Genomic DNA, 21,629 nt, shown 5'->3' with positions numbered 1-21,629 from the left:
CCGCCCGTCCGCCGCCCGTCCTCGAACCCACACTTTTGCAGCGAGCCGACGATCGTCGCGTGGTGGTTCGCTGCAAAAGTGTGGGTTCGGGTCGCGACCGCGGCCGGTAGCGCGGCAGCGAACACGGGCCCTGATCACCCTGCGGACCCCGGGCATGGAAAGCTCGTTGTCATGACACAGCATCCCGTCACTCTGTTCACCGGCCAGTGGGCCGATCTTCCGTTCGAGGAGGTCGCGCGGCTGGCGGCGTCGTGGGGGTACGACGGGCTCGAGGTGGCGGCATCCGGTGATCACCTCGATCTGCGGCGTGCTGATGAGGACGACGCGTACCTGCGGTCGCGGCTCGAGATCCTGGATCGGCACGGGCTGGGGATCTTCGCGATCTCGAACCATCTCGCCGGGCAGGCGGTGTGCGATGCGCCGATCGATTCTCGTCACGAGGCGATCCTGCGTCCGTACGTGTGGGGCGACGGGGATGCCGAGGGTGTCCGGCGGCGGGCCGCCGACGACATGGCCCGCGCCGCGCGCGTGGCCCGCAAGCTCGGCGTCGACACGGTCGTCGGTTTCACGGGCTCCTCGATCTGGCCGTACGTGGCGATGTTCCCGCCCGTGCCCGAGGCGGTGATCGACGCCGGCTACGAGGACTTCGCGGCACGCTGGAACCCCATCCTGGATGTCTTCGACGGTGAGGGCGTGCGATTCGCGCACGAGGTGCACCCGGGCGAGATCGCGTACGACTACTGGACCAGCGTGCGCGCGCTCGAGGCGATCGAGCATCGCGAGGCATTCGGATTCAACTGGGACCCCAGCCACATGATGTGGCAGAACATCGACCCCGTCGGATTCATCTGGGACTTCAAGGACCGCATCTACCACGTCGACTGCAAGGACACCCGCCTGCGCCCGCACAACGGCCGCGCCGGCGTCCTGGGCTCCCACCTGCCCTGGGGCGACCCGCGCCGCGGATGGGACTTCGTCTCCACCGGACACGGCGACGTGCCGTGGGAGGACTCCTTCCGCGCCCTCGACGCGATCGGCTACACCGGCCCCATCTCCATCGAATGGGAAGACGCGGGCATGGACCGCCTGCACGGCGCAGCCCAGGCCCTGCAGTACGTGCGCACCCTGCTCTGGGACCCACCCGCAGCATCCTTCGACGCCGCCTTCAGCACGCAGTAGCCCGGCGGCCCGGGCCTACTCCGGGATCGAGGGATGCCGCATCGGCGACGCGTGCTTGGGGATGAACAGCGTGAGCACGAGCGCGACCACCGCGGCGCCCCCGGCCAGCCAGAAGCTGAGCTGGAACGCCTGCGGGGTGGGCACGGGCACGCCCTCGAAGGGAGCGGACATCGAGGCCAGGACCGCGCCGAGCACGGCCGCGGCGCTGCTCGTTCCGACGGAGCGGAAGAGCGCGTTGAGGCCGTTGGAGGCGCCGGTCTCCTCGGCGGGGACGGCGCGCATGATGAGCATCGGCATGGCCGCGAAGCTGAGACCGATCCCGACGCCGACGAGCGCGTTGGAGACGACGATGTGCCAGACCTCGCTCGAGAGCAGGAGCACGAAGGCATAGGCGCACACGACCGCGACGGTTCCGAGGGTGAACAGCAGCCGCGGGCCGAAGACGCGGGAGAGCCATCCGGCGGCGGGGGAGAGCAGCATCATGATCAGGCCCGCCGGCATCACGACGAACGCGGCCGCGATGAGGGAGAGCCCGAAGCCGGAGCCCGACTCGACCGGCAGCTCGAGCATCTGCGGGAACACGATGTTCGAGCCGAAGAGGGCGAATCCCATGCCGATCGAGGCGAGATTGGTCAGCAGGACGGGGCGACGTCCGGCGACCCGCAGATCGAGGAGGGGTTCGGCCGTGCGCAGCTGGTAGCGACCCCACACGAGCAGCACGACGACCCCGCCGAGGCCGCTGGCGAGCGTGGCGGGCGAGGCCCAGCCCCACTCATTGCCGCGGGAGATGGCCAGGAGCACCCCGATCAGGCCCGCCGCGAGGCCCGCCGCGCCGAGGTGGTCGAAGCGCCCGGCGACCCGCAGCACGCTGACCGGGACGATCCACAGCACGAGCACGAAGACGACCACGCCGAGGCCTGCGGCGAGCCAGAACAGCACGTGCCAGTCGGCGCGCTCGGTCACGATCGCGCTCACGGGCAGGCCGATCGCGCCACCCACGCCCATGGTCGCGCTGATGAGCGCCACGGCGGTGCCGAGGTGGTCGTGGTGCAGCACGTCGCGCAGGATCGAGATGCCGAGGGGCACGACACCCGTCACCGCCCCCTGCAGCGCCCGGCCCACGATGACGCCGCCGATGGAGGTCGACAGTGCCGCGATCAGCGATCCGAGCACGAGCAGCGCCAGCAGCACGAGCACGATGCGCCGCTTGCCGTACATGTCGCCGAGGCGCCCGGAGATCGGTGTCGCGACCGCCGCGGTCAGCAGGGTGACGGTGACGACCCAGGCGGTGTCTTCGCGGGGCGCGTCGAGCAGTTCGGGCAGCTTCGCCTGGATGGGCACGACGAGCGTGTACATGAACGATGCGCAGAGTCCGCCGAGGGCGAGCACCGCGACGATCGCCCACTGCGGGGTCCGGCGGGTGAGGCGACGTCTGTCATCCTCATCCGAACCCATCCGCTCAGGCTATCGGGGGCCGTCGGGTACGCGGGCCGCGTCTGCCGGAGGCCGGGACGAGACGCCCGCGGCGCTCCGGGATGCCGGCGCCCGGCACCTCAGCTCGACAGCAGGCCGCGCAGCCCGTGCTCGACCCCGTCCAGCCACGTCCCGACGCTCGCGCGCGCCTCGGGGGTGTCGGGGTAGCGGCAGCGCAGGTGCAGCCCCTCGTCGTTGACGATGAACCAGATCATCACGCCGTCGGTGTCGATCACCGCCGAGACGTACTGGATCGACATCCCGGGGCGAACGGCGGGGAGTCGCCGCGTGTCGAGCCACGAGATGGCGAACATGCCCGGCGCCTGCGGCATGCCGCCGTAGGGGGCGAGCAGGGGTGCCAGGGGGTGCGAGCCGAGGGCGAGCGCCTCTTTCACGGCTGCGGCCCCGGCGTGCGGGGTGGGGTCTTCGATCTCGATGACGGAGTTGGTGATGAACCAGCCGACCGAGTCGTGCCAGCGCGGCTCGTGCCGGCTGTGCACCGGAAAAACCGCGCGCAGCGGGGCATCGGCCAGACGCCGGGTGACATCCGCGATCACCGCCAGGGCGCACGCCGTCATGCGCACCCCGTGCGCCCTGGCGTGCTCCTCCAACAGCGCCGTCTCGTCGGCGTCGAGCACGTCGCGCACCTCGACGATCTCGCGCCGCGGCACCGAGAGGTCGCCGAGGGGCAGGGGGAAGCGGGGCATCAGCCCGTCACCCGCCTGCAGGATCTCGGCCCAGCGCGAGCGCACGTCCTCCGGCGCGGCGGGCATCGCCTCGAGCAGCTGCGAGTGCTCGGCGAACGACGCGGCCCGCTCGGCGGCGCCGCCGTCGTCCTCGAGCATCGCGACGACGTCGCGGGCGAGCACGAGCAGCGACCACATGTCCACGTGCGCGTGGTCAGCGCCCAGCACGACGACCGGGCGCTCGTCCGCCGCGTCGATGTCCCCGTCCTCGTCCCCCGGTCGGTGACCCGGCTCGGGCAGCACGACGCACAGCCGATGCGAGGGCTCCGCGAACGGCGCGCACGCGCCATCCAGCACCGCGCGCAGCGCATCTCTCGTCGACGCTCCCGACGGCACGGGATGCTGCCGCCACTCCCCGCCGACGATCTCGGTCTCGTGCAGGGTCAGGCCCCCCGCGTCGTCGCGTGCGAAGACGGTGCCGAGCGTGCCGTGCCGTGAGATCACCGCGTGCCACGCGACCGCGAGGGCGTCGGGATCGGTTCCGATCGGCGCCCGGAACGCGATCGCCATCCACGATCCGGGCCGATCACCCTCGCCCACGTGTCGGCGCTGATCGAACGAGAGCGGCAGGGCGCGGCCGCGCACACCGGACGTGCGCACGGCGTAGCTGTGCAGCGTGCCCTGCGGCAGGGCCATCTGGGCGACATTCGTCAGGCGCATGGCGCCGTAGTCTAGGGGTCTTACATCTCGCGCTCATGACGCAAACGGAGGTCCCGTGCCCCAGCTCGCCGTCGGGGATGCCATGCTCGATTTCGATGTGACGGGCGATTCCGGCCCCCTTGTGGTGCAGCTGCACGGACTCACCTCCTCGCGCGCCCGTGACGCGCAGCTCGGCCTCGATCTCGGTCGCGCGCTGCGCGGGCATCGTGTGCTGCGCTACGACGCGCGGGGTCACGGCGGATCGACCGGCAGCGGCGAGGCCGACGACTACCGCTGGCATCGTCTCGCCGACGATCTGCTCGCCCTCGTCGACCATGTCGCACCGGGCGAGCGCGTGCACGGCGTCGGTCCGTCGATGGGCACCGGCACGCTGCTGCACGCGGCGCTGCGCGATCCCGAGCGCTTCGCGAGCCTCACCCTCGTCGTGCCCCCCACCGCCTGGGCCTCGCGTCGCGCACAGGCGGCGACCTACCTCGAGAACGCCCGGCTGGTCGAGCAGGAGGGGCTCGGCGCGTTCGTCGAGCAGGGCAGCACCGCCCCCGTGCCGCCGGCTCTTGCCGATGCGCCGCTCACGCGCCCGGCCGTGCCCGAGCACCTGCTGCCGACGGTGCTGCGCGGCGCCGCCGCGACCGACTTCCCGACGAAGGCCGCCGTGGCGGGCATCGTCGTGCCGACGCTCATCCTCGCGTGGATCGGCGATCGCACCCACCCGGTGAAGACGGCCAACAAGCTGCACGAGCTCATCCCGCGCAGCCGCATCGCGATCGCCCGCACGCCCTACGGCGTGATGGCCTGGCCGGGGCTTTTCGCCGAACACGTCGCGACGGCCGGCTGAGCACATCCCGCTCGGGTCGGAGCGTCTTGCCTCACGTCAAGATGTCCGGGAGTGAGTGATGCTTGCCTCACGTGAAATGTCCGCGTAGCTCAGGCGGCGGGGCGGGTGCCCTGGGTGCGGGCGGCGGCGAGTTCGATGAGTTGTTGCTGGATCTGGTTGATCCGTCGGGTGATCCGTGCCGGGTTCAGCTTCGCATGCTCGCGCTCCAGTCGGGCGCGGGTCTTCTCGTCGAGCACACCGGCGTCGAGCAACCGCTGGTAGGGGGTACGTGGCTTGTCGTAGACGCGCTTCTTCCGGCCGGCTGCGGTGTGGGTCCAGTCGATCGCTTTCACGCAGGGCAGCAGATGGTTCTTGCGGGCCATCACGAAATCCCAGAGCTCGTTGAGCAGGGTCATCTCCGCCTCGGTCTCGTAGCGGTAGCGGAACGCGTGTTTGCGGACCCAGTCGCCGTTGCGTTGCTCGACGTGCGCGTTGTCGTTGTGCTTGTAGGGACGCCCCCGGGTGACGGGGATCTCCTTCTTGTCCGCCCAGGCGATCACGCCCCAGTTCATGAACTCGGATCCGTTGTCGAAGTCGAGCCCGGCGACCGGGACGGGCGCGTTCTTCACCATCCATTCCAGGGCGCCGTGCACGTGCACGTAGGCGTTGTTGCGGATCGTGCGCAGCATCGTCCACCCCGCGACCGGGTCGGTGCCGGTCAGGGTGCGCAGGAACTCGCCTTTGAGGGAGTGGCCGCAGTGCGCGACGGTGTCCAGCTCCAGGAACCCCGGGACGGTCAGCGGGGCGTCCATGCTGGTGCGCGTCGGGATCGAAGAGCGCAGGATGTGGGACGGCTTCGTGCCCGAGACCGCGACCGGGTAGGCGGCGTCCTTGTGCGGTTTCAGGTACCGGTCGATCGTCGCGGCGCTCATCGATCGCAACTCGTCCAGCACCTCCGGTGTGACCCGCTGCTCGACCTTGCCGAGCTCACGGAAGCGGACGAGGCGTTCGAGGGTGTCGTCCATGATCGCCGCGAAGTACTTTCCCGACGGCTGCCCGGACAGCCGCCAGACTTCTTGCAGCACCACGAGCGCATCGTAGGAGTACTTCCGCTCACGCGGCTTACGCTGCTGATCGCGCGCGGCACCTTTGCGTGCGTTCGCGGCACGGATCGCGCGGCGCGCGTGATCACGCGTCCAGCCTGTCGCGTGCACAAGCTCGTCCAGCAGCCGGCCCTTCTCTTCCTTGCCTGCTTTCGCATACTCGCGGGCGAACTTCTTCGTGATCTCACGGCGCGCCGCCATCGACAACTCCCTGCTCATCACCCCAGGGAACTACGCGGACATTCCTACGTGAGGCACGCGCAGCCCTTCCCGGACCTTTTAGCTGAGTCTCGTCGCGGAGGTGCGCCCGCGGGCGCGGCGCGACAGACTGGCATCATGCGATCGGTCCGGGAACTGACGACGATGGACGAGATGATCGAGGCCTCGATCATGCTCGAGCGGGTGTGGGGCGGAGGCCGCGATGTGATGCCGGCATCGGTGCTGCGCGCCCTGCAGCACTCCGGCAACTACGTCGTGGGCGTCTTCGACGACGACGACATGGTGGGCGCCTCGGTCGGCTTCTTCGGTGCTCCGGCGCTGCGCGCGATGCACTCCCACATCACCGGCGTCGTACCCGACCATCAGGGTCAGGGCTGGGGGCGTCTGCTCAAGGGTCATCAGCGCGAATGGGCGTTCGCACGCGATGTCGGCCACATCACGTGGACCTTCGACCCGCTCGTGGCCCGCAACGCCCACTTCAATCTGCGTGTGCTCGGAACCCGCGCGGTGGAGTACCTGGTCAACCACTACGGCGCGATGGACGACGGCCTCAACCGCGGCGACGAGACTGATCGGCTGATGGTCACCTGGGCGCTCGCGGCGCCCCCCGCACCGACTCCCGCGGACGATGAGATCGTGGCGACCGTGCCGATCCCGCCCGACATCGAGGCGGTGCGGCGCGGCAGCGAGGCGGCGGCCGCCGATTGGCGGGTCCGGGTGCGCGAGGCCATCCTCGGACATCTCGGCGACGGGCTCGTCATCGGCGGGTTCGACAGCGCCCGAGGTTACCTCTTCACCCGCCCCGCGCGCTGACGCCATGACCGATCCCGCGGCCCTGCCACCCGTCGCCCTCGATGCGATCGAGTTGCGGGTGCTGCACCTGCCCCTGGTCTCGCCGTTCACGACGTCGTTCGGCACCGAGGCCGTGCGCGAGGTCATCGTCGTGCGCGCTGTGAGCCCCGACGGCGAGGGCTGGGGCGAGATCGTCACGCAGGCCGCTCCGCTGTACTCGAGCGAGTACACGCAAGGGGCATGGGATGTCTGCATACGTCACCTCATCCCGGCACTGTTGAGCGAGACCGCGGTCCCGCCACACGATGTCGGCCGCGTGCTCGAGCCCTTCGTGGGACACCGCATGGCCAAGGCGGGTCTCGAGCTCGCCGTGCTCGACGCGTCGCTGCACGCCGAGGGCGCAGCGCTCGGCGCGTATCTCGGTGCCGTCGTCGATCGGGTGCCCTCCGGGGTCTCGGTGGGGCTGCAGCGCGATCCCGCCGCCCTCGTCGACGCCGTTGCGGGCTACCTCGACGAGGGCTACCGGCGCATCAAGATCAAGATCAAGCCCGGTCGCGACATCGGCGACACGGCCGCCGTCCGGGCGGCCTTCGGCGACATCCCTCTGCAGGTGGATGCCAACTCGGCCTATACGCTCGGCGACACCGCCACGCTGGCCGAGCTCGACGCGTTCGGGCTGCTTCTCATCGAGCAGCCGCTGCAGGAGGACGACCTCGTCGACCACGCCACGCTCTCCCGGACGCTGCGCACCCCCGTGTGCCTCGACGAATCGATCACCTCGCGCAAGGCCGCCGTGGACGCGCTCGCGTTGGGCGCGGCATCCATCGTCAACATCAAGGCGGGGCGGGTGGGGGGATATCTGGAGGCGGTGCGCATCCACGACCTGTGCCAGGCCGCAGGGGTGCCGGTGTGGTGCGGCGGCATGCTCGAGACGGGTATCGGACGGGCGGCCAACGCGGCGCTGGCGGCCCTGCCCGGCTTCACCCTGCCGGGCGATGTGTCGGCCTCGTCGCGCTTCTACCTGCGCGACATCGTCACCGAGCCCGCGGTGCTGGAAGACGGCCACGTGCGGGTGCCGTCCGGGCCGGGGATCGGCGTCGAGATCGACGCTGTCGCCCTCGACGAGGTCACGGTCGCGCGCGAGATCGTGCGCCGCGGCTGAGCGGGCCCGCCGGCACGGGGTCGGTCAGGACGAGAGCGCCGTCTCTCGTCCGAGCTCCTCGAGCAGGCGCAGCCAGACCTCGCTGAGGGTGGGGTACGCGGGCACGGCGTGCCAGAGCCGATGGATCGGCACTTCGCCGACCACGGCGATCGTCGCCGACGACAGCAGCTCGGCGACATCCGCCCCGGCGAAGGTCGCACCGACCACGACCCCGCGCTCGGTGTCGATCACGAGCTTCGCGCACCCGACGTAGCCCTCGGCGTGCACCGTCGCGCCTGCGAGCCACGACATGTCGTACTCGACGGCACGCGTCGGGATGCCGGCATCCCGTGCCTGCTGCTCGGTCAGGCCGACTGCGGCCACCTCGGGATCGGTGAACACGACCTGGGGGACGGCCGCGTGATCGGCCGTCGCGACGTGGCGGCCCCAGGGGGCGTCGTCGACGTCGCCTCCCGTGGCCCGCGCGGCGATGACGTCACCCGCCGCCCGCGCCTGGTACTTGCCCTGGTGGGTCAGCAGCGCCCGCCCGGCGGCATCGCCCGCCGCATAGAGCCAGTCGATGGGCTCACCGTCGGGGCCGAGCACGCGCAGGGTGTCGTCGGTGGAGAGCGCGGCGCCGGGCTCCAGCCCGATCGTCTCGAGCCCCAGCGACTCGGTGCGCGGGCGGCGCCCCGTGGCGACGAGCACCTCGTCGGCGACGATCTCCTCGCCGTCGGTCAGGGTGAGGTGCACGCCGTCGTCCGCGCGGCGGACGGACGTCGCCTCGGTGTGGGTGCGGATGCCCACGCCGGCCTCGCGCAGGGCCTGGGCGACCAGCTCGCCGGCGAAGGGCTCGTTGCCGGTCAGGAGCGTCCCACCGCGCACGAGCATCGTCACGGCGGAGCCCAGGGAGGAGAACGCCGTCGCGAACTCGGTGGCCACGACCCCCGCCCCGATCACGACCAGGCGATTCGGCACCCGCTGCGCGGCAGCGGCCTCGCGGTTCGTCCACGGTGCCGCCTCCGACAGGCCCGGGATGCCGGGGATCATCGCCGCGCTGCCGGTGCACAGGGCGACGGCCGAGCGGGCGACGAGGGTCGAGGTCTCGCCCGCCGCGGTCGTGACCTGAACCCGGCGCTCGCCGTCGAGCGTCGCGTGCCCGCGGACGAGCTCGATGCCCGCACCCTCGAGCCACGACACCTGTCCGGCGTCGCTCCACGAGGACGTCGCACCGTCGCGGAAGCGCAGCGCCTGCGTCGCATCCGGCAGACCGTCGAAAGCCTCGCGCGCCCCGGGCACACGCCGCGCCGCACGCAGGGCCGAGCCCGGGCGCAGCAGCGCCTTCGTCGGCATGCACGCCCAGTACGAGCACTCGCCGCCGACCAGCTCGGCTTCCACGATGGCGACCGACAGGCCCCCCTGCACGGCCCGATCGGCGAGATTCTCCCCCACCGCTCCGGCACCGACGACGATCAGATCGAACTCGCGCTCCGTCATGCTCTCGATGCTAGGGGCGACGCGGGCGCTGAGGGGCCGACGGGTAGGATCGAACGGTATGTCGCGGCGCTCGCCGCGCCCGCGAATCCGCGAACCCCAGCATCCCGACCATTGGAGCCACCGTGGCCGAGCAGTCCCGCCTCGACAAAGTGATCGCCCTCGCCCGCCACCGCGGGTTCGTCTTCCAGGCGGGCGAGATCTACGGCGGATCGCGGTCGGCGTGGGACTACGGGCCTTTGGGCACCGAGCTCAAGGAGAACATCCGCCGCCAGTGGTGGCAGACGTTCGTGCGCGGCCGTGGGGACATGGTGGGGCTGGATTCCTCGATCATCCTGCCCAAGCGCGTGTGGGAGGCGTCGGGTCACGTCGCGACGTTCACCGACCCGCTCGTGGAGTGCCTGCAGTGCCACAAGCGGTTCCGCGCCGACAACCTCGTCGAGGACTTCGAGGCGCGCAAGGGTCGCGCGCCCGAGGGGGGACTCGCCGGGGTGCCCTGCCCGAACTGCGGCACGAAGGGGCAGTACACCGAGCCCAAGGCGTTCTCAGGCCTCATGAAGACCTACCTGGGCGTCGTCGACGACGAGTCCGGACTGAACTACCTGCGCCCCGAGACCGCGCAGGGCATCTTCGTCAACTTCGGCAATGTCGTCACCGCGTCGCGCAAGAAGCCGCCCTTCGGCGTCGGCCAGGTCGGCAAGGCCTTCCGTAACGAGATCACTCCCGGAAACTTCATCTTCCGCACCCGCGAGTTCGAGCAGATGGAGATCGAGTACTTCGTGCCCCCGGCCGAGGCGCAGGAGTGGTTCGAGCACTGGGTCGAGGCCTGCTGGAACTGGTTCATCGACCTCGGTGTCGACCCGGCCCACATGCGCCGGTACGACGTGCCGGAGGGGGACCGCGCCCACTACTCCGCGGGCACGATCGACGTCGAGTACGCCTTCGGGTTCCCCGGCAAGCAGTGGGGCGAGCTGATGGGCATCGCCAACCGCACCGACTACGACCTCTCGAGCCACGCCGAGGCGTCCGGACAGAACCTGTCGTACTTCGACCAGACGACCGGCGAGAGATACGTCCCGTACGTCATCGAGCCCTCGTTCGGCCTCACCCGCGCCATGATGGCGTTCCTCGTCGATTCGTACCGTGAGGAGGAGGTGCCCAACGCAAAGGGCGGCACCGACACGCGCACGGTGCTGGGCCTTGACCCGCGCCTCGCGCCCGTCAAGGTCGCGGTGCTTCCGCTCTCGCGCAACGAGCGGCTCTCGCCCCTCGCGCGCGAGGTCGCCGACGACCTGAGGGGCGACTGGAACATCGACTTCGACGACGCCGGAGCGATCGGCCGCCGCTACCGTCGGCAGGACGAGATCGGCACGCCGTTCTGCGTCACGATCGACTTCGACTCTCTCGAGGACCGCGCGGTCACCGTGCGTGATCGCGACACGATGAACCAGGAGCGCGTGCCCCTCGAGGCACTGCACGGCTATCTCGCCGAGCGCCTGCGCGGCGCCTGAGCTGCAGCATCCATCGCCCGCTCGCCGGGCTCGCGGTGCGTCGGCCGCCCCTGTCTCTTGCGTTGGGGCGTTGAAATCACCGTGGGGCGTGCTGCTGCGCGCCCCGCGGTTGCGCTGACGCCCCACCGCGGGGTTGGGCGCGTGCTGACGTCCCTCGCCGCCCCGGTCTTCGCGGGTTGGGGCGTTGAAATCACGTTGGGGCGTGCTGCTGCGCGCCCCACGGTTGCGCTGACGCCCCACGGCGGGCACGTCGCGCGCGCCGACGTCCCAAAAGTGGGTGGGCACGTCGGGGCGCGCCGGCCCGTCAGGCTGTGACGGTGAGCTGCGCGTAGTCCCCGCCGCCGGTGACGAAGGCGTGCGACGCCGCGACGATCTCGCGCAGCACCGTCGGGTCGACGGCGGCGACGTCGGACAGGTACAGGCATCCGACCCCGGTCGAGTGCGGACCCAGCTCGGCCAGCCGCTCGCCGTGCGCCTGGATGCCGTCGAGCAGGTACAGCGTCGAGGCCTGCTTGCGCGGGGCGAACGCGATGATGGGCGAGTCCCCTTCGGTGCCTGTCGGGTAGCGGTAGTGACAGCTGCCGAAGCCGATGATCGTGCCCCACAGCTCGGGCTCACGCCCGCTGACCTCGCGCATCAGGGCGAGCAGCGCCTCGGCGTCGCGGCGGCGCGCCGCGGGGGTGACCTTTGCGACGAACGCGTCGACGTCGCCTCCGGTGATCTTCATGCGGTCAGTCCTTCTGCTTCGCGGCGGCTTTCATCGCCTTCTTGAATTCGCGCACCTTGGCCAGCGATTCGGCGCTCGTGATGTCCGCGACGCTGCGATGCGAGTCCTCGTCGCCGTAGGGGGCGGATGCTGCGCGCCAGCCTCCGCCCGCATACCCGTACTGCTTGCCGAGCAGCGCCAGAAAGATCTTGGCCTTCTGGTCGCCGAAGCCCGGCAGGGCCTTGAGGCGGCGCAGCACCTCGGGGCCGTCGGGTTCGCCGCGGGTCCAGATCGCGGCGGCGTCGCCGTCCCACTCATCGGTGATCGCCGTGCACAGCGACTGCACGCGCGCCGCCATCGAACCCGGAAAACGATGCACCGACGGCGTCTGGCGGAAGACCTCGACGAACGCCTCCGGGTCGTAGGACGCGATAGCGGGTGCCTCGAGGGCGCCGACCCTGTCGCGGATCTTGGCGGGTCCGGCGAACGCCGCCTCCATCGTGATCTGCTGATCGAGCAGCATCCCGATGATCAGGGCGAGGGGGTCGGTGCTCAGCAGCTCGTCGGCTGCCGGGTCTCCGGTGATGTGCAGCGGCATGGGTCAAGTCTGGCATCGCCCGCGGCGGCACAGAACTCCGGAGGATCGCGATGATCCGCGCGCTGTGGCTGCGGGAACGGCGTCGAACCGCCCGACCTTCCGGAGTGTTGTGCAGAATCGGCCGGTGGGAGCCGATCGGTGCCGGGCCGCCGAGCGGGGCAGGCGCCGACCGGATCAGGCATCGACCGGAGCAGCCGCCGACCGGAGCAGCCGCCGACCGGAGCAGCCGCCGACCGGATCAGGCACCGACCGGGATCAGCACCCGCCCTGCCGGCTCAGGCCGTTGCGGCGTCCACGGCCACGGCGGGCTCTGCGGGCGCAGCCGGCGCGACGTCGATGCCGAAGAGCGTGCCGAGCGCCGCGACGTAGTCGGCGGCGCGGCCCTGCGCCGCGAGATCGTGCGCACGCGAGGTGGGGGTGTGCAGCAGACGGCCGACGAGGTGACGCATTGCCTGCTCGGTGCGGCCGTCATCACCACGGGCCCGCACGCGCGAGATCTCGTCCTCGAGTACGCCGAAGACGTGCTCGCGCAGGGCGACGACCGCGGGCGCGAGGCTCTGGCGCTCTCCGTGCGCCACGAAGCGCCGGGCCGCGTCGCGCACGATCTCGCGGGCGGCATCGGTCGCCTGCAGCTCTTCGAGGGGCGCGTGCAGACGGATGGTCTCGAGATCGAGCAGGTCGATGCCCGACACCGTGGCCACATCGGGGTCGACGTTGCGGGGCAGCCCGAGGTCGACGACGAGGCGGCGAGGCCCCTGACGCGCGATCGGGCAGCCTCCGGCGGCGGCGAGGGAGATCGGGGCCTCGGCGGCGGAGTCGGCGCGACCCCGGCGCAGCACGCCCGCATCGAGCACGTGGTGCTCGGCCGTGGTGCACGTGATGATGAGGTCGGCGTCCGCCGCGGCGCGCGGATAGGCGTCGCCGTCGACCCAGGCGAGACCGTGCTTGGTCGCGAACTTGTGGCCCCGACCCGAGGGGGAGAAGACGGTGATGCGCTCGGCGCCGCGGTCGCGCAGCGCGGCGAGGGTCGCGGCCGCGTAGGCGCCGGTGCCGACCAGCAGCACGTCGAGGGCGGCCCAGTCGGTGACGCGGCTGTCTGCGAGGTCGAGCGCGAGCCGCACGAGCGAGCGGCCGGCGCGACCGAGGGCGGTGGCGTTCTTGACTCCGCGCTGGGCCTCGCTCGCGCGCTGGAAGAGGCGCTCGAGCTCGCCCGAGGACGTACCGTGCTTGCGTGCCTCGCCGAGGGCGCGCCGCACCTGCCCGGCGATCTCGCCCTCGCCGACGACGACGGACTCCAGGCCGGACGCGACCGCGAACAGATGCTCGGCGACACTCTCGCCGACGACCACGCGATAGGAGCCGTCGAACTCATCGGCCGCCACTCCGGTCGCGGCTTCGACGGCGGTCAGTGCGGCTTCGACGCCGACGGCGCCTGCCGCCGTGACCGGCTCGTCCATGTCGATGTAGGCCTCGAAGCGGTTGCAGGTCGCGAGCACGACGGCACCGCGTACGCACGAGTCATGCTCCGCGATCAGGGGAGCGATGTCGGTCGTGTGTACGCTCAACCGTTCGAGGAGATCGAAGCCGGCGGTCTTGTGACTCGCCGTGACGCACAGCAACACACCCCCAGTTTACCCCCTGGTCCCGAATGTCCGCCGGGGATCGTTCGTGATCGAGCTACCGCGACGGGTGCGCGCGCCGGTGCGGATGGGAGGATGGAGGGCATGCCCCACACCGATGCGCCCCTGTTGCGCGCCCTGCGCGGCGAACGACCCGAGCGCACCCCCGTCTGGTTCATGCGTCAGGCCGGACGTTCGCTGCCCGAGTACCGCGACCTGCGCGTCGGCACGCGGATGCTGGATGCCTGTCTCGATCCCGACCTCGCATCCGAGATCACGCTCCAGCCGGTGCGCCGGCACGGCGTCGACGCGGCGATCTTCTTCAGCGACATCGTCGTCCCGCTGCGCCTCGCAGGGGTGCAGGTCGAGATCGTGCCCGGCCGCGGCCCCGTGTTCGATGAGCCGGTCCGCAGTGCCGCCGACGTGGATGCGCTCACGGCGAGAGACCCCGCCGAAGTGTCGGCTGCGGCGTCGCCCGTCGCCGAGGCGATCGCGCGCATCACCGCCGAACTCGGCGACACTCCCCTCATCGGCTTCGCGGGCGCGCCGTTCACGCTCGCGGCCTACCTCGTGGAGGGTGGGCCCTCGAAGGAGCACCTACGGGCCCGCGCGATGATGCACGCCGACCCCGTCAGCTGGCATCGGCTGGCCGACTGGCTGGCCCGTGTCGCGGCGGCCTTCCTCGATGTGCAGGTGCGCGCGGGCGCCCGTGCGGCGCAGTTGTTCGACTCCTGGGCGGGTTCGCTCTCCCCCGAGGACTACCGCGCGTTCGCGGCGCCGCACTCGCGCACGGCCCTGGGCGGAGTGCACGGTCGGGTGCCGCTGATCCACTTCGGCGTCGGCACGGGACCGATCCTGCCCGACATGCGCCTGCACGGGCTCGCCGACGCCGTCGGCGCCGACTGGCGGGTGCCGCTGGATCAGGCGGCCGGGATGCTGGGACCCGACACGACGGTGCAGGGCAACATCGACCCGGCCCTGCTGCAGGCCCCGTGGCCGGTCCTCGAGGCGCACGTGCGGGATGTGCTGCACCGCGGACGCGCGGCGCGCGCGCACATCGTGAACCTCGGCCACGGCGTGCCCCCCGATACCGACCCGGACGTGCTGACGCGCATCGTCGAGCTCGTGCACGCCGAGGCGTCGTGACCGAAGCGCAAGACTCCGTCCCCGACGCCGCGGCGCTGCGCGCCCGTGCCGCCGAGACCCACGTCGTCGTCGTCGGCGGGGGCGTCTCGGGCATGGTCGCCGCCCTCGAGTGCGCGAAGGTCGGCATGCGGGTCACGCTGCTCGAGGCCGCTGAGCGGCTGGGCGGCGCGATCCGGACTGCGGATGTCGGGGGTCTGACCCTGGACGTCGGCGCCGAGAGCTACGCGACCCGCGGCGGCTCCGTGCGCGCCCTCATCGCCGAGCTCGGGCTCGCCGACCGGGTCGTCGTGCCCGCGGGCGGGCGGGCGTGGTTGGCCGGAATCCCCGGGGTGGGGGCGGCTCCGATGCCCGCGGGCGGCGTGCTCGGCATCCCGGAGAACCCCTTCGCGCCCGAGGTCCGTCGCGTCATCGGCTGGTCGGGCAGCTGGCGCGCGTATCTCGATCGGCTGCGTCCGGTGCTCACCATCGGACACGAGCACAGCCTGGGTGCGCTCGTGCGCTCGCGGATGGGGCGGGCGGTGCTCGAGCGACTCGTCGCCCCGGTCGTTCAGGGCGTGTACTCCGCCGAGCCCGACACGATCGACGTCGACGCGGCCGCCCCGGGACTGAACGCCGCGCTGACCCGGGTGGGCTCGTTGAGCGGCGCGGTCGCCGTGCTCCGGGGCGAGCGCGATCCGGCCCTCGCGCCCGGGTCGGCCGTCGAGGGTCTCGTCGGCGGGATGCGGTCGCTCGTCGACGCGCTGCACGCGCGACTCGTCGGACTCGGTGTCGACATCCGCACCGGCGCGCGCGTCGACGGCCTGAGCGCAGCATACGGCGCAAATGACCGTCCCGGGTGGAGCGTGACCGTGCTCGAGGATGCGCCGGAGAACCGCGACGCCGCTGCCCCGGCGATCGCCGCCGACGCCGTCATCGTCGCGACCGAGGAGACCGTCGCGCGAGCCCTCCTCGCACCCGCGGTGCCGAGTCTTGCCCCGCAACCCGACCATGAGCCGCCCGTCGTCGATGTCGTCACCCTCGTGCTCGACACCCCCGCCCTCGACGCCGCGCCGCGCGGATCCGGGGTGCTCACCGTCCCGGGTTCGCACCGCGCCAAGGCATTGACGCACGCGAGCGCCAAGTGGGCCTGGGTCGGCGAGGCCGCGCGCGCGGCGAGTGCACATCGGCACGTCGTGCGCGTCTCGTTCGGCAGCCAGGGTGAACCTCCGGCGACGGAGGACCTCGACGAGGCCGCAGCGATCGACCTGGCCCGCGAGCAGGCCGCGCAGCTGCTCGGCGTCGATCTCTCCGCGCGCGACGTCGTCGCAGGCCACATCGAGCGGTATGCCCAGAGCCAGCCGGCATCGGTCATCGGTCGCGCCGCCCGCGTGGCCGCGGTGCGCACGCAGGTGCACGCCGTGCCGGGGCTCGCGGTCGTGGGCGCCTGGATCGCGGGCACGGGCCTCGCCCAGGTCGTCCCCGACGCCCGCGACGAGGCCGAACGCACGCGCGCACAGCTGCTCTGGGGCTGAACCCGCCCCCACGAAGCGCCCGCTGTCAAGGGTGGATGCCGAAATCGGCATACGGGGCTACGCTGGAGCGACCGAACGACATTTCCGGCGAAGAAGAGCGTGAGGAGGCCCTCGATGAAGGGCAAAGCAGGACTCGTGATCGGCCTGGCTGCGGGCTACGTGCTGGGGGCCCGTGCGGGCCGCGAGCGGTACGAGCAGATCAAGGGCCAGGCCCAGAAGGTGTGGAACCTCACGCCGGTGCAGAATCAGGTCGACCGCGCGAAGGACTTCGCGAAGTCCGCCGTCGCCGCCGTTCCGGTGGCCGTCTGGGACGGCGCCGTCAAGGTGACCAAGGCCGCGGCGCAGAAGGGTTCCCCGTCCGAGCGCGTCGACGCGGCGAAACAGGCCGGCAAGAAGAGCGCCGCCGATGTGAAGAAGGCCGCGCAGAAGACGGCCGACGACCTGGCCGACAAGGCCGCCGAGGCGCTCGACGAGGCCGAGGGCGTCGCCCGCGGCGGTGCCTGAGGTGGCGGGCCGCGGCGGCCTGCGCGATCGCGCGGACGACAGTCTGTTCACCCTGCTCGGCGACGTGCCCGAGCTGGTGCGCAATCTGGTCGTCGCCGAGGTCGACCAGGCGAAGTCCTGGGTCGCGAAGACGGCGAAGGACTACGGCATCGGATCCGGCTGGTTCGTCGGAGCCCTGTTCGTGCTGTTCTGGTCGGTCCCCGTCTTCGGCACGGCGGCCATCGCGGGTCTTGCCACGGTGTGGCCGGTCTGGCTGTCGGCACTGGTCATCGGCGCAGGGATGCTGCTGATCATCGCCGTTCTCGTGCTGCTCGGCCTCGCGCGCTTCCGCAAGGCCTCGCGCCGCGAGAGTCCGCTGCACGCGGCCAAAGAAGACGTGAGCATCGTCCGGGAGGTTCGCGATGAGTTCTGACAAGCCCCGACCCGACTCACTGCTGGTGTCGCTGCCGCGCACGCTCGTGCCGCAGTTCGACGACCCGGTCGAGCAGGCGCGCGCCGAGCTGAAGGCCGCGCTCGCGGCGATCGAGGAGAAGGCGAACGTCCCCCGTCGGCTGCAGCGGGCCTCGGACCGCGCAGTGACCAAGGCGCGAGCGTTCACTCAGCGCAACCCGTCGGCGGCGACCGTCGTCGTCGTGGGTGTCGCCGTCGTTGTGGGTGTCGCCGTCTGGGGCGCCGTGCGCGCCTACACCGCGCCGCGGCACTGAATCCTGTGCGCCGCGCGGCGCAGCCGTTTGGCGCAGACGGTCGTGTGCGTGAGACTGGGCTGATGACGGAGAGCTCTGCGCCCGAACCGACCTCCCTCCCGACTCCCGCCGATGATCCCGTCGAAGGACCGTCGGGTTACGCCCTGTGGGCGGTCTGGCGACGCAACCCCGACCGACCGGTCGCCGAGGTCGACGCCACCGAGCTCGAAGACATCGTCCGTCTCATCGAAGAGGGCGGTGTCACGGTCCGAGGGTTCTACGACGTCAGCGGCCTGCGCGCCGACGCCGACCTGCTGGTGTGGCTGCACGGCGACACCGCAGAGGCGCTGCAGCGAGATCTGCGCCGCCTCCGTCGCACCGAGCTGCTGAAGAACCTGCTGCCCACGTGGAACGCGATGGGCGTGCACCGCGACGCGGAGTTCAACCGCCAGCACGTTCCCGGGTTCCTGCGCGGAATCGACCCCAAGGGGTGGCTCTGCCTCTACCCGTTCGTGCGCAGCTACGAGTGGTACCTGCTTCCCGAAGAGGAGCGGCGTCGCATGCTCGCCGAGCACGGGCGCAAGGGCGCCGCCTTCCGCGGGGTCCTCGCCAACACCGTCGCGTCCTTCGCGCTCGGCGACTACGAGTGGATGCTGCCGCTCGAGGCCGACGATCCGATCGAGCTGGTCGATCTCATGCGCGACCTGCGGGCCACCGAGGCACGCCGCCATGTTCGCGAGGAGGTGCCGTTCTTCACCGGACGCCGGCTTCGCCTCGACGAGGTGCCCGAGGTGCTCCAGTGATCCGCGGACGGTCGAGCCGGTGACCCTGCGGCTCGGTACTCGGCGCAGCGCGCTCGCGCTCGCCCAATCCGGGCATGTCGCCCAGGCGATCACCGCGGCCACCGGCATCGCGGTCGAGCTCGTGCCCATCGTGTCCGAGGGTGACATCAACCGCGCCTCCCTCGCGCAGCTGGGCGGCACCGGGGTCTTCGCGACCCGCCTGCGCGAGGCGCTGAGCGCGGGGGAGTGCGATCTGCTCGTGCATTCGCTCAAGGATCTGCCGACAGCATCCGCCCCCGGCCTGCGCATCGGCGCGACCCCGGTGCGCGAAGATCCGCGCGATGTGGTCGTCACCCGCGGGCCTTCGCTCGGGGAGCTGCCCGTCGGCGGGACGGTGGGCACGGGATCGCCGCGACGGGTCGCGCAGCTGCATCGTCGCGCCCCGCGGGTCGACATCCGCGATCTGCGCGGAAACGTCGATTCGCGGCTCGGTCGGGTGCGCGACGGTGACCTCGACGCCGTCGTGCTCGCCGCGGCCGGACTCGCGCGGCTCGGGCTCTTCGTCGACGCGGCGGCGGACGGGCCGGTGCCGGGCGCCGGATCCGCCGCCGATCTGCACTTCGAGCCTCTGGGACTGGCGGAGTGGCCGACGGCCGCGGGACAGGGCGCGTTGGCCGTGGAGATCCGCGACGACGCACCCGCCGTCGTCCGCGATGCGGTCGCTGCTCTCGAACACGCCGACACCCGCACCGCCGTCACGATCGAGCGCGCCGCCCTCGCGGGCATCGAGGCGGGGTGTCACGCCCCCGTCGGCATCCACGCCGCCGTCGACGGCGACGAGGTGCGGGTGCGCGCCGTCGTCTACGCCCCGGGGGGAACCGCACGCATCGGCCTCGACCGAACGGAGTCCCTGACGAAGGGGTATATTCGAGAATCGGGCGACGGCAACGGCGCGAACGTCGCCGACAGCGCGGACCCGACCGCGCATGCTGCGCTGATCGGGTCGGCGATCGCACGCCGACTCCTCGAACGCGGGGCCGGCGACTTCGTGTCACGAGAGTCATCGCTATGAACGCACAGGTCGACCACAAGGCGGGAAAGCCCCTCAGCGGCTGGCGGGTGCTCGTTCCCCGTGGCGGTCCGTGGGGTGATGGCGTCGCCGCATCGCTGCGCACGCAGGGGGCGACCCCTGTGGTGGCGCCCCTGATCAACTTCGCGCCCACGAGCGACCAGGCGACCCTCGACACGGCCTTCGAAGACCTGCAGGCCGGATACTTCGACTGGCTCACCGTGACGAGCGCGACGACCGTCGACGTCCTCTACGCCCACCGGGTGCAGATCCCGGTCGAGACGCGCATCGCGGCGGTCGGCGAGACCACCGCCGCAGCCCTGCAGGCGGTCGGCTATCGCGTCGACCTCGTGCCCGAGCGCGACAACTCGGCGGCCGGCATGGCCGAACAGATGATCGGGCTCGAGCCGGAGCCCCGCCGCATCCTCACGCTGCGCAGCGAGATCGCCAAGCCCGTGCTCACCCGCATGCTCGTCGAGGCCGGGCACGATGTGCGGTCGGTCGTCGCCTACCGCACGGTCGGGGTCCCGGTCACCGATCGCATCGCGAGGGACGTCGCGAGCGGTCGCATCAACGCGATCCTGGTCACGAGCGGGTCGGTCGCCGAACAGGTGCACCTGCAGTTTCCCGACATCCCCGCGCAGACGGTGATCGCCGCGATCGGTCCCCGCACCGCAAAGGACGCCCGACGGGCCGGGCTCGACGTCGACGTGATCGCCGAGAGGCAGACGGTCGGCGCGCTGATCGAGGCCGTGTCCCGCCTCGCCCTGCCCCACGCCGCCGACGAGGTGCAGCTGTGACGTTCCCGACGCATCGTCCTCGGCGTCTGCGCCAGTCGCCCGCGGTGCGTCGGCTCGTGCGCGAGACGCACGTGCTGCCCTCCCAGCTGATCCTGCCGATGTTCGTGCGCGAGGGCATCGACGAGCCGCAGCCCGTCTCGTCCATGCCCGGAGTCGTGCAGCACACCCTCGACTCCCTGCGCGGGGCGGTCGCGGATGCCGCAGCCGCCGGCATCGGTGGAGTCATGCTGTTCGGGGTGCCGGCCGAGCGCGACGCCGTGGGCTCCTGCGCGGACGACGAGCGCGGCATCCTGAACGTCGCCACCCGTGCCGTCGTCGCGGAGGTCGGCGACGCCCTGGTCGTGCAGACCGATCTCTGCCTCGACGAGTTCACCGATCACGGGCACTGCGGGGTGCTGGATGCGGCAGGCCGTGTCGACAACGACGCGACCCTCGAGCGCTACGCGTCGATGGCGCTGTCGCAGGCCCGCGCCGGCTCGGCCATGCTCGGCCTGTCGGGCATGATGGACGGTCAGACGGCCGCCGTGCGTGGTGCGCTCGATGAGGCGGGCTTCACCGACACGATGATCCTGGCGTACTCGGCCAAGTACTCGGGGGCCATCTACGGGCCCTTCCGTGAAGCGGTCGACTCCCAGCTCACCGGTGACCGGCACACCTACCAGCTCGACCCCGCCAACGGGCGCGAGGGTGTGCGCGAGGCGCTCGACGACGTCGAGCAGGGCGCCGACATCGTGATGGTCAAACCCGCCCTGCCCTACCTCGATGTGCTCGCCGACGTGCGCGCCGCCGTCGACGTGCCGGTGTGGGCGTACCAGGTGTCGGGCGAGTACGCGATGATCGCCGCCGCGGCCGCCAACGGGTGGATCGACGGGCGCGGTGTGATGCTCGAGTCGCTGCTGGCGATCCGGCGCGCGGGTGCCGACGCCATCCTCACTTACGCCGCCGTCGAGGCCGCGGGCTGGCTGCGCGAGTCGCTCTAGCGGGTGTGTTCACCGGCGCCGCCGGCCGCCGGCCGTCCGGGCCCCGTCCGATTGTCTGCGCTCGTGTCGTTGGGGCGTCAGAACTGCGTTGGGGCGTGC

21 protein-coding genes are annotated in these 21,629 nt (G+C 71.6%); 14 read left to right on the top strand and 7 right to left on the bottom strand.

All coding sequences use genetic code 11. The features are described from left to right. The first annotated feature begins 171 nt into the window (after nt 1–171). Nucleotides 172–1,179, top strand: coding sequence for a sugar phosphate isomerase/epimerase (locus AB2L57_RS16465; protein WP_292810135.1), 1,008 nt, complete (start codon nt 172–174; stop codon nt 1,177–1,179). A gap of 15 nt (nt 1,180–1,194) precedes the next feature. Here AB2L57_RS16465 and AB2L57_RS16460 read toward each other — a convergent pair whose 3' ends face one another. Both AB2L57_RS16460 and AB2L57_RS16455 read right to left on the bottom strand, forming a co-directional pair. Beyond that, complete coding sequence (locus tag AB2L57_RS16460; protein ID WP_292810137.1) at nt 1,195–2,634, bottom strand: MFS transporter; 1,440 nt, start codon at nt 2,632–2,634, stop codon at nt 1,195–1,197. 98 nt (nt 2,635–2,732) lie between these two features. Next, a complete protein-coding gene (locus tag AB2L57_RS16455) occupies nt 2,733–4,058 on the bottom strand; it encodes a peptide synthetase (protein WP_292810139.1) in 1,326 nt (441 codons plus the stop codon). Nucleotides 4,059–4,113: 55 nt separating this feature from the next. On the opposite strand from AB2L57_RS16455, the gene AB2L57_RS16450 reads away from it, so the two are divergent. Then, nucleotides 4,114–4,893, top strand: coding sequence for an alpha/beta fold hydrolase (locus tag AB2L57_RS16450; RefSeq protein WP_292810141.1), 780 nt, complete (start codon nt 4,114–4,116; stop codon nt 4,891–4,893). Between the two features lie 89 nt (nt 4,894–4,982). On the opposite strand, the gene AB2L57_RS16445 is transcribed toward AB2L57_RS16450, so the two are convergent. Beyond that, nucleotides 4,983–6,194, bottom strand: a complete 1,212-nt coding sequence (locus tag AB2L57_RS16445) for an integrase (protein WP_409046856.1) — start codon at nt 6,192–6,194, stop codon at nt 4,983–4,985. Between the two features lie 117 nt (nt 6,195–6,311). Between AB2L57_RS16445 and AB2L57_RS16440 the strand changes: the two genes are divergently transcribed. Next, nucleotides 6,312–7,007: a GNAT family N-acetyltransferase gene (locus AB2L57_RS16440; protein WP_292810143.1), complete on the top strand. Its 696-nt coding sequence runs from the start codon at nt 6,312–6,314 to the stop codon at nt 7,005–7,007. Nucleotides 7,008–7,011: 4 nt separating this feature from the next. Then, the gene (gene menC, locus AB2L57_RS16435) at nt 7,012–8,148 is read left to right on the top strand and encodes an o-succinylbenzoate synthase (protein ID WP_292810145.1); all 1,137 of its coding nucleotides are present in this window, start codon (nt 7,012–7,014) and stop codon (nt 8,146–8,148) included. A 24-nt stretch (nt 8,149–8,172) separates the two neighbouring features. Here menC and AB2L57_RS16430 read toward each other — a convergent pair whose 3' ends face one another. Continuing rightward, on the bottom strand, nt 8,173–9,624 hold the full coding sequence (locus tag AB2L57_RS16430) for an NAD(P)/FAD-dependent oxidoreductase (protein WP_292810147.1): 1,452 nt from the start codon (nt 9,622–9,624) through the stop codon (nt 8,173–8,175). A gap of 122 nt (nt 9,625–9,746) precedes the next feature. Between AB2L57_RS16430 and AB2L57_RS16425 the strand changes: the two genes are divergently transcribed. Continuing rightward, the gene (locus AB2L57_RS16425) at nt 9,747–11,132 is read left to right on the top strand and encodes a glycine--tRNA ligase (protein WP_409047596.1); all 1,386 of its coding nucleotides are present in this window, start codon (nt 9,747–9,749) and stop codon (nt 11,130–11,132) included. Between the two features lie 304 nt (nt 11,133–11,436). Here the strand turns inward: AB2L57_RS16425 and AB2L57_RS16420 are convergent, their stop codons facing one another. The 3 genes from AB2L57_RS16420 to AB2L57_RS16410 form a co-directional block, all read right to left on the bottom strand. After that, nucleotides 11,437–11,859, bottom strand: coding sequence for a DUF1801 domain-containing protein (locus AB2L57_RS16420; protein ID WP_409047595.1), 423 nt, complete (start codon nt 11,857–11,859; stop codon nt 11,437–11,439). Nucleotides 11,860–11,863: 4 nt separating this feature from the next. Beyond that, nucleotides 11,864–12,436 (bottom strand): HhH-GPD-type base excision DNA repair protein, encoded by a 573-nt coding sequence (locus tag AB2L57_RS16415; protein WP_409047594.1) that lies wholly within the window; start codon nt 12,434–12,436, stop codon nt 11,864–11,866. Nucleotides 12,437–12,711: 275 nt separating this feature from the next. Further along, entirely contained in the window at nt 12,712–14,001 is a 1,290-nt protein-coding gene (locus AB2L57_RS16410) for a glutamyl-tRNA reductase (protein ID WP_409047593.1), read from the bottom strand. Between the two features lie 159 nt (nt 14,002–14,160). Between AB2L57_RS16410 and hemE the strand changes: the two genes are divergently transcribed. From hemE to hemB, 9 genes are all read left to right on the top strand, one after another. Then, complete coding sequence (hemE, locus tag AB2L57_RS16405) at nt 14,161–15,201, top strand: uroporphyrinogen decarboxylase (RefSeq protein WP_409047592.1); 1,041 nt, start codon at nt 14,161–14,163, stop codon at nt 15,199–15,201. Next, entirely contained in the window at nt 15,198–16,712 is a 1,515-nt protein-coding gene (gene hemG, locus AB2L57_RS16400; RefSeq protein ID WP_409047591.1) for a protoporphyrinogen oxidase, read from the top strand. The genes hemE and hemG overlap by 4 nt, the downstream gene beginning before the upstream one ends. Before the next feature lie 114 nt (nt 16,713–16,826). Further along, nucleotides 16,827–17,216, top strand: coding sequence for a hypothetical protein (locus AB2L57_RS16395; protein WP_409047590.1), 390 nt, complete (start codon nt 16,827–16,829; stop codon nt 17,214–17,216). Further along, nucleotides 17,209–17,628 (top strand): phage holin family protein, encoded by a 420-nt coding sequence (locus AB2L57_RS16390; protein ID WP_363331326.1) that lies wholly within the window; start codon nt 17,209–17,211, stop codon nt 17,626–17,628. Before AB2L57_RS16395 ends, AB2L57_RS16390 begins: the two co-directional genes overlap by 8 nt. After that, nucleotides 17,618–17,920 (top strand): hypothetical protein, encoded by a 303-nt coding sequence (locus AB2L57_RS16385; protein ID WP_409047589.1) that lies wholly within the window; start codon nt 17,618–17,620, stop codon nt 17,918–17,920. The genes AB2L57_RS16390 and AB2L57_RS16385 overlap by 11 nt, the downstream gene beginning before the upstream one ends. Nucleotides 17,921–17,982: 62 nt before the next feature. Next, nucleotides 17,983–18,702 (top strand): hydrogen peroxide-dependent heme synthase, encoded by a 720-nt coding sequence (gene hemQ, locus AB2L57_RS16380; RefSeq protein WP_292810164.1) that lies wholly within the window; start codon nt 17,983–17,985, stop codon nt 18,700–18,702. Between the two features lie 19 nt (nt 18,703–18,721). After that, nucleotides 18,722–19,753 carry a hydroxymethylbilane synthase gene (hemC, locus tag AB2L57_RS16375; protein ID WP_409047588.1) on the top strand — a complete coding sequence of 344 codons (1,032 nt, stop codon included), beginning with the start codon at nt 18,722–18,724 and terminating at the stop codon, nt 19,751–19,753. Beyond that, entirely contained in the window at nt 19,750–20,550 is an 801-nt protein-coding gene (locus AB2L57_RS16370; RefSeq protein WP_409047587.1) for a uroporphyrinogen-III synthase, read from the top strand. Before hemC ends, AB2L57_RS16370 begins: the two co-directional genes overlap by 4 nt. Further along, nucleotides 20,547–21,530 (top strand): porphobilinogen synthase, encoded by a 984-nt coding sequence (gene hemB, locus AB2L57_RS16365; RefSeq protein ID WP_409047586.1) that lies wholly within the window; start codon nt 20,547–20,549, stop codon nt 21,528–21,530. Before AB2L57_RS16370 ends, hemB begins: the two co-directional genes overlap by 4 nt. The last annotated feature ends 99 nt before the right edge of the window (nt 21,531–21,629 follow it).

It is taken from the genome of Microbacterium sp. HA-8 (assembly GCF_046111165.1).
Lineage (GTDB): Bacteria > Actinomycetota > Actinomycetes > Actinomycetales > Microbacteriaceae > Microbacterium.
Note: the sequence above shows the minus strand (reverse complement) of the source record. Positions and strands in the feature narration are given on the sequence as shown.

Excerpts from the sequence above, each read along its gene's own strand:
- AB2L57_RS16465 (WP_292810135.1), top strand. The coding sequence starts at position 172 with ATGACACAGCATCCCGTCACTCTGTTCACCGGCCAGTGGGCCGATCTT.
- AB2L57_RS16420 (WP_409047595.1), bottom strand. The coding sequence starts at position 11,859 with ATGAAGATCACCGGAGGCGACGTCGACGCGTTCGTCGCAAAGGTCACC.
- hemQ (WP_292810164.1), top strand. The coding sequence starts at position 17,983 with ATGACGGAGAGCTCTGCGCCCGAACCGACCTCCCTCCCGACTCCCGCC.
- AB2L57_RS16370 (WP_409047587.1), top strand. The coding sequence starts at position 19,750 with ATGAACGCACAGGTCGACCACAAGGCGGGAAAGCCCCTCAGCGGCTGG.
- AB2L57_RS16415 (WP_409047594.1), bottom strand. The coding sequence starts at position 12,436 with ATGCCGCTGCACATCACCGGAGACCCGGCAGCCGACGAGCTGCTGAGC.
- AB2L57_RS16455 (WP_292810139.1), bottom strand. The coding sequence starts at position 4,058 with ATGCGCCTGACGAATGTCGCCCAGATGGCCCTGCCGCAGGGCACGCTG.
- AB2L57_RS16395 (WP_409047590.1), top strand. The coding sequence starts at position 16,827 with ATGAAGGGCAAAGCAGGACTCGTGATCGGCCTGGCTGCGGGCTACGTG.
- menC (WP_292810145.1), top strand. The coding sequence starts at position 7,012 with ATGACCGATCCCGCGGCCCTGCCACCCGTCGCCCTCGATGCGATCGAG.
- AB2L57_RS16430 (WP_292810147.1), bottom strand. The coding sequence starts at position 9,624 with ATGACGGAGCGCGAGTTCGATCTGATCGTCGTCGGTGCCGGAGCGGTG.
- AB2L57_RS16440 (WP_292810143.1), top strand. The coding sequence starts at position 6,312 with ATGCGATCGGTCCGGGAACTGACGACGATGGACGAGATGATCGAGGCC.
- hemE (WP_409047592.1), top strand. The coding sequence starts at position 14,161 with ATGCCCCACACCGATGCGCCCCTGTTGCGCGCCCTGCGCGGCGAACGA.
- AB2L57_RS16445 (WP_409046856.1), bottom strand. The coding sequence starts at position 6,194 with ATGAGCAGGGAGTTGTCGATGGCGGCGCGCCGTGAGATCACGAAGAAG.
- AB2L57_RS16385 (WP_409047589.1), top strand. The coding sequence starts at position 17,618 with ATGAGTTCTGACAAGCCCCGACCCGACTCACTGCTGGTGTCGCTGCCG.
- AB2L57_RS16460 (WP_292810137.1), bottom strand. The coding sequence starts at position 2,634 with ATGGGTTCGGATGAGGATGACAGACGTCGCCTCACCCGCCGGACCCCG.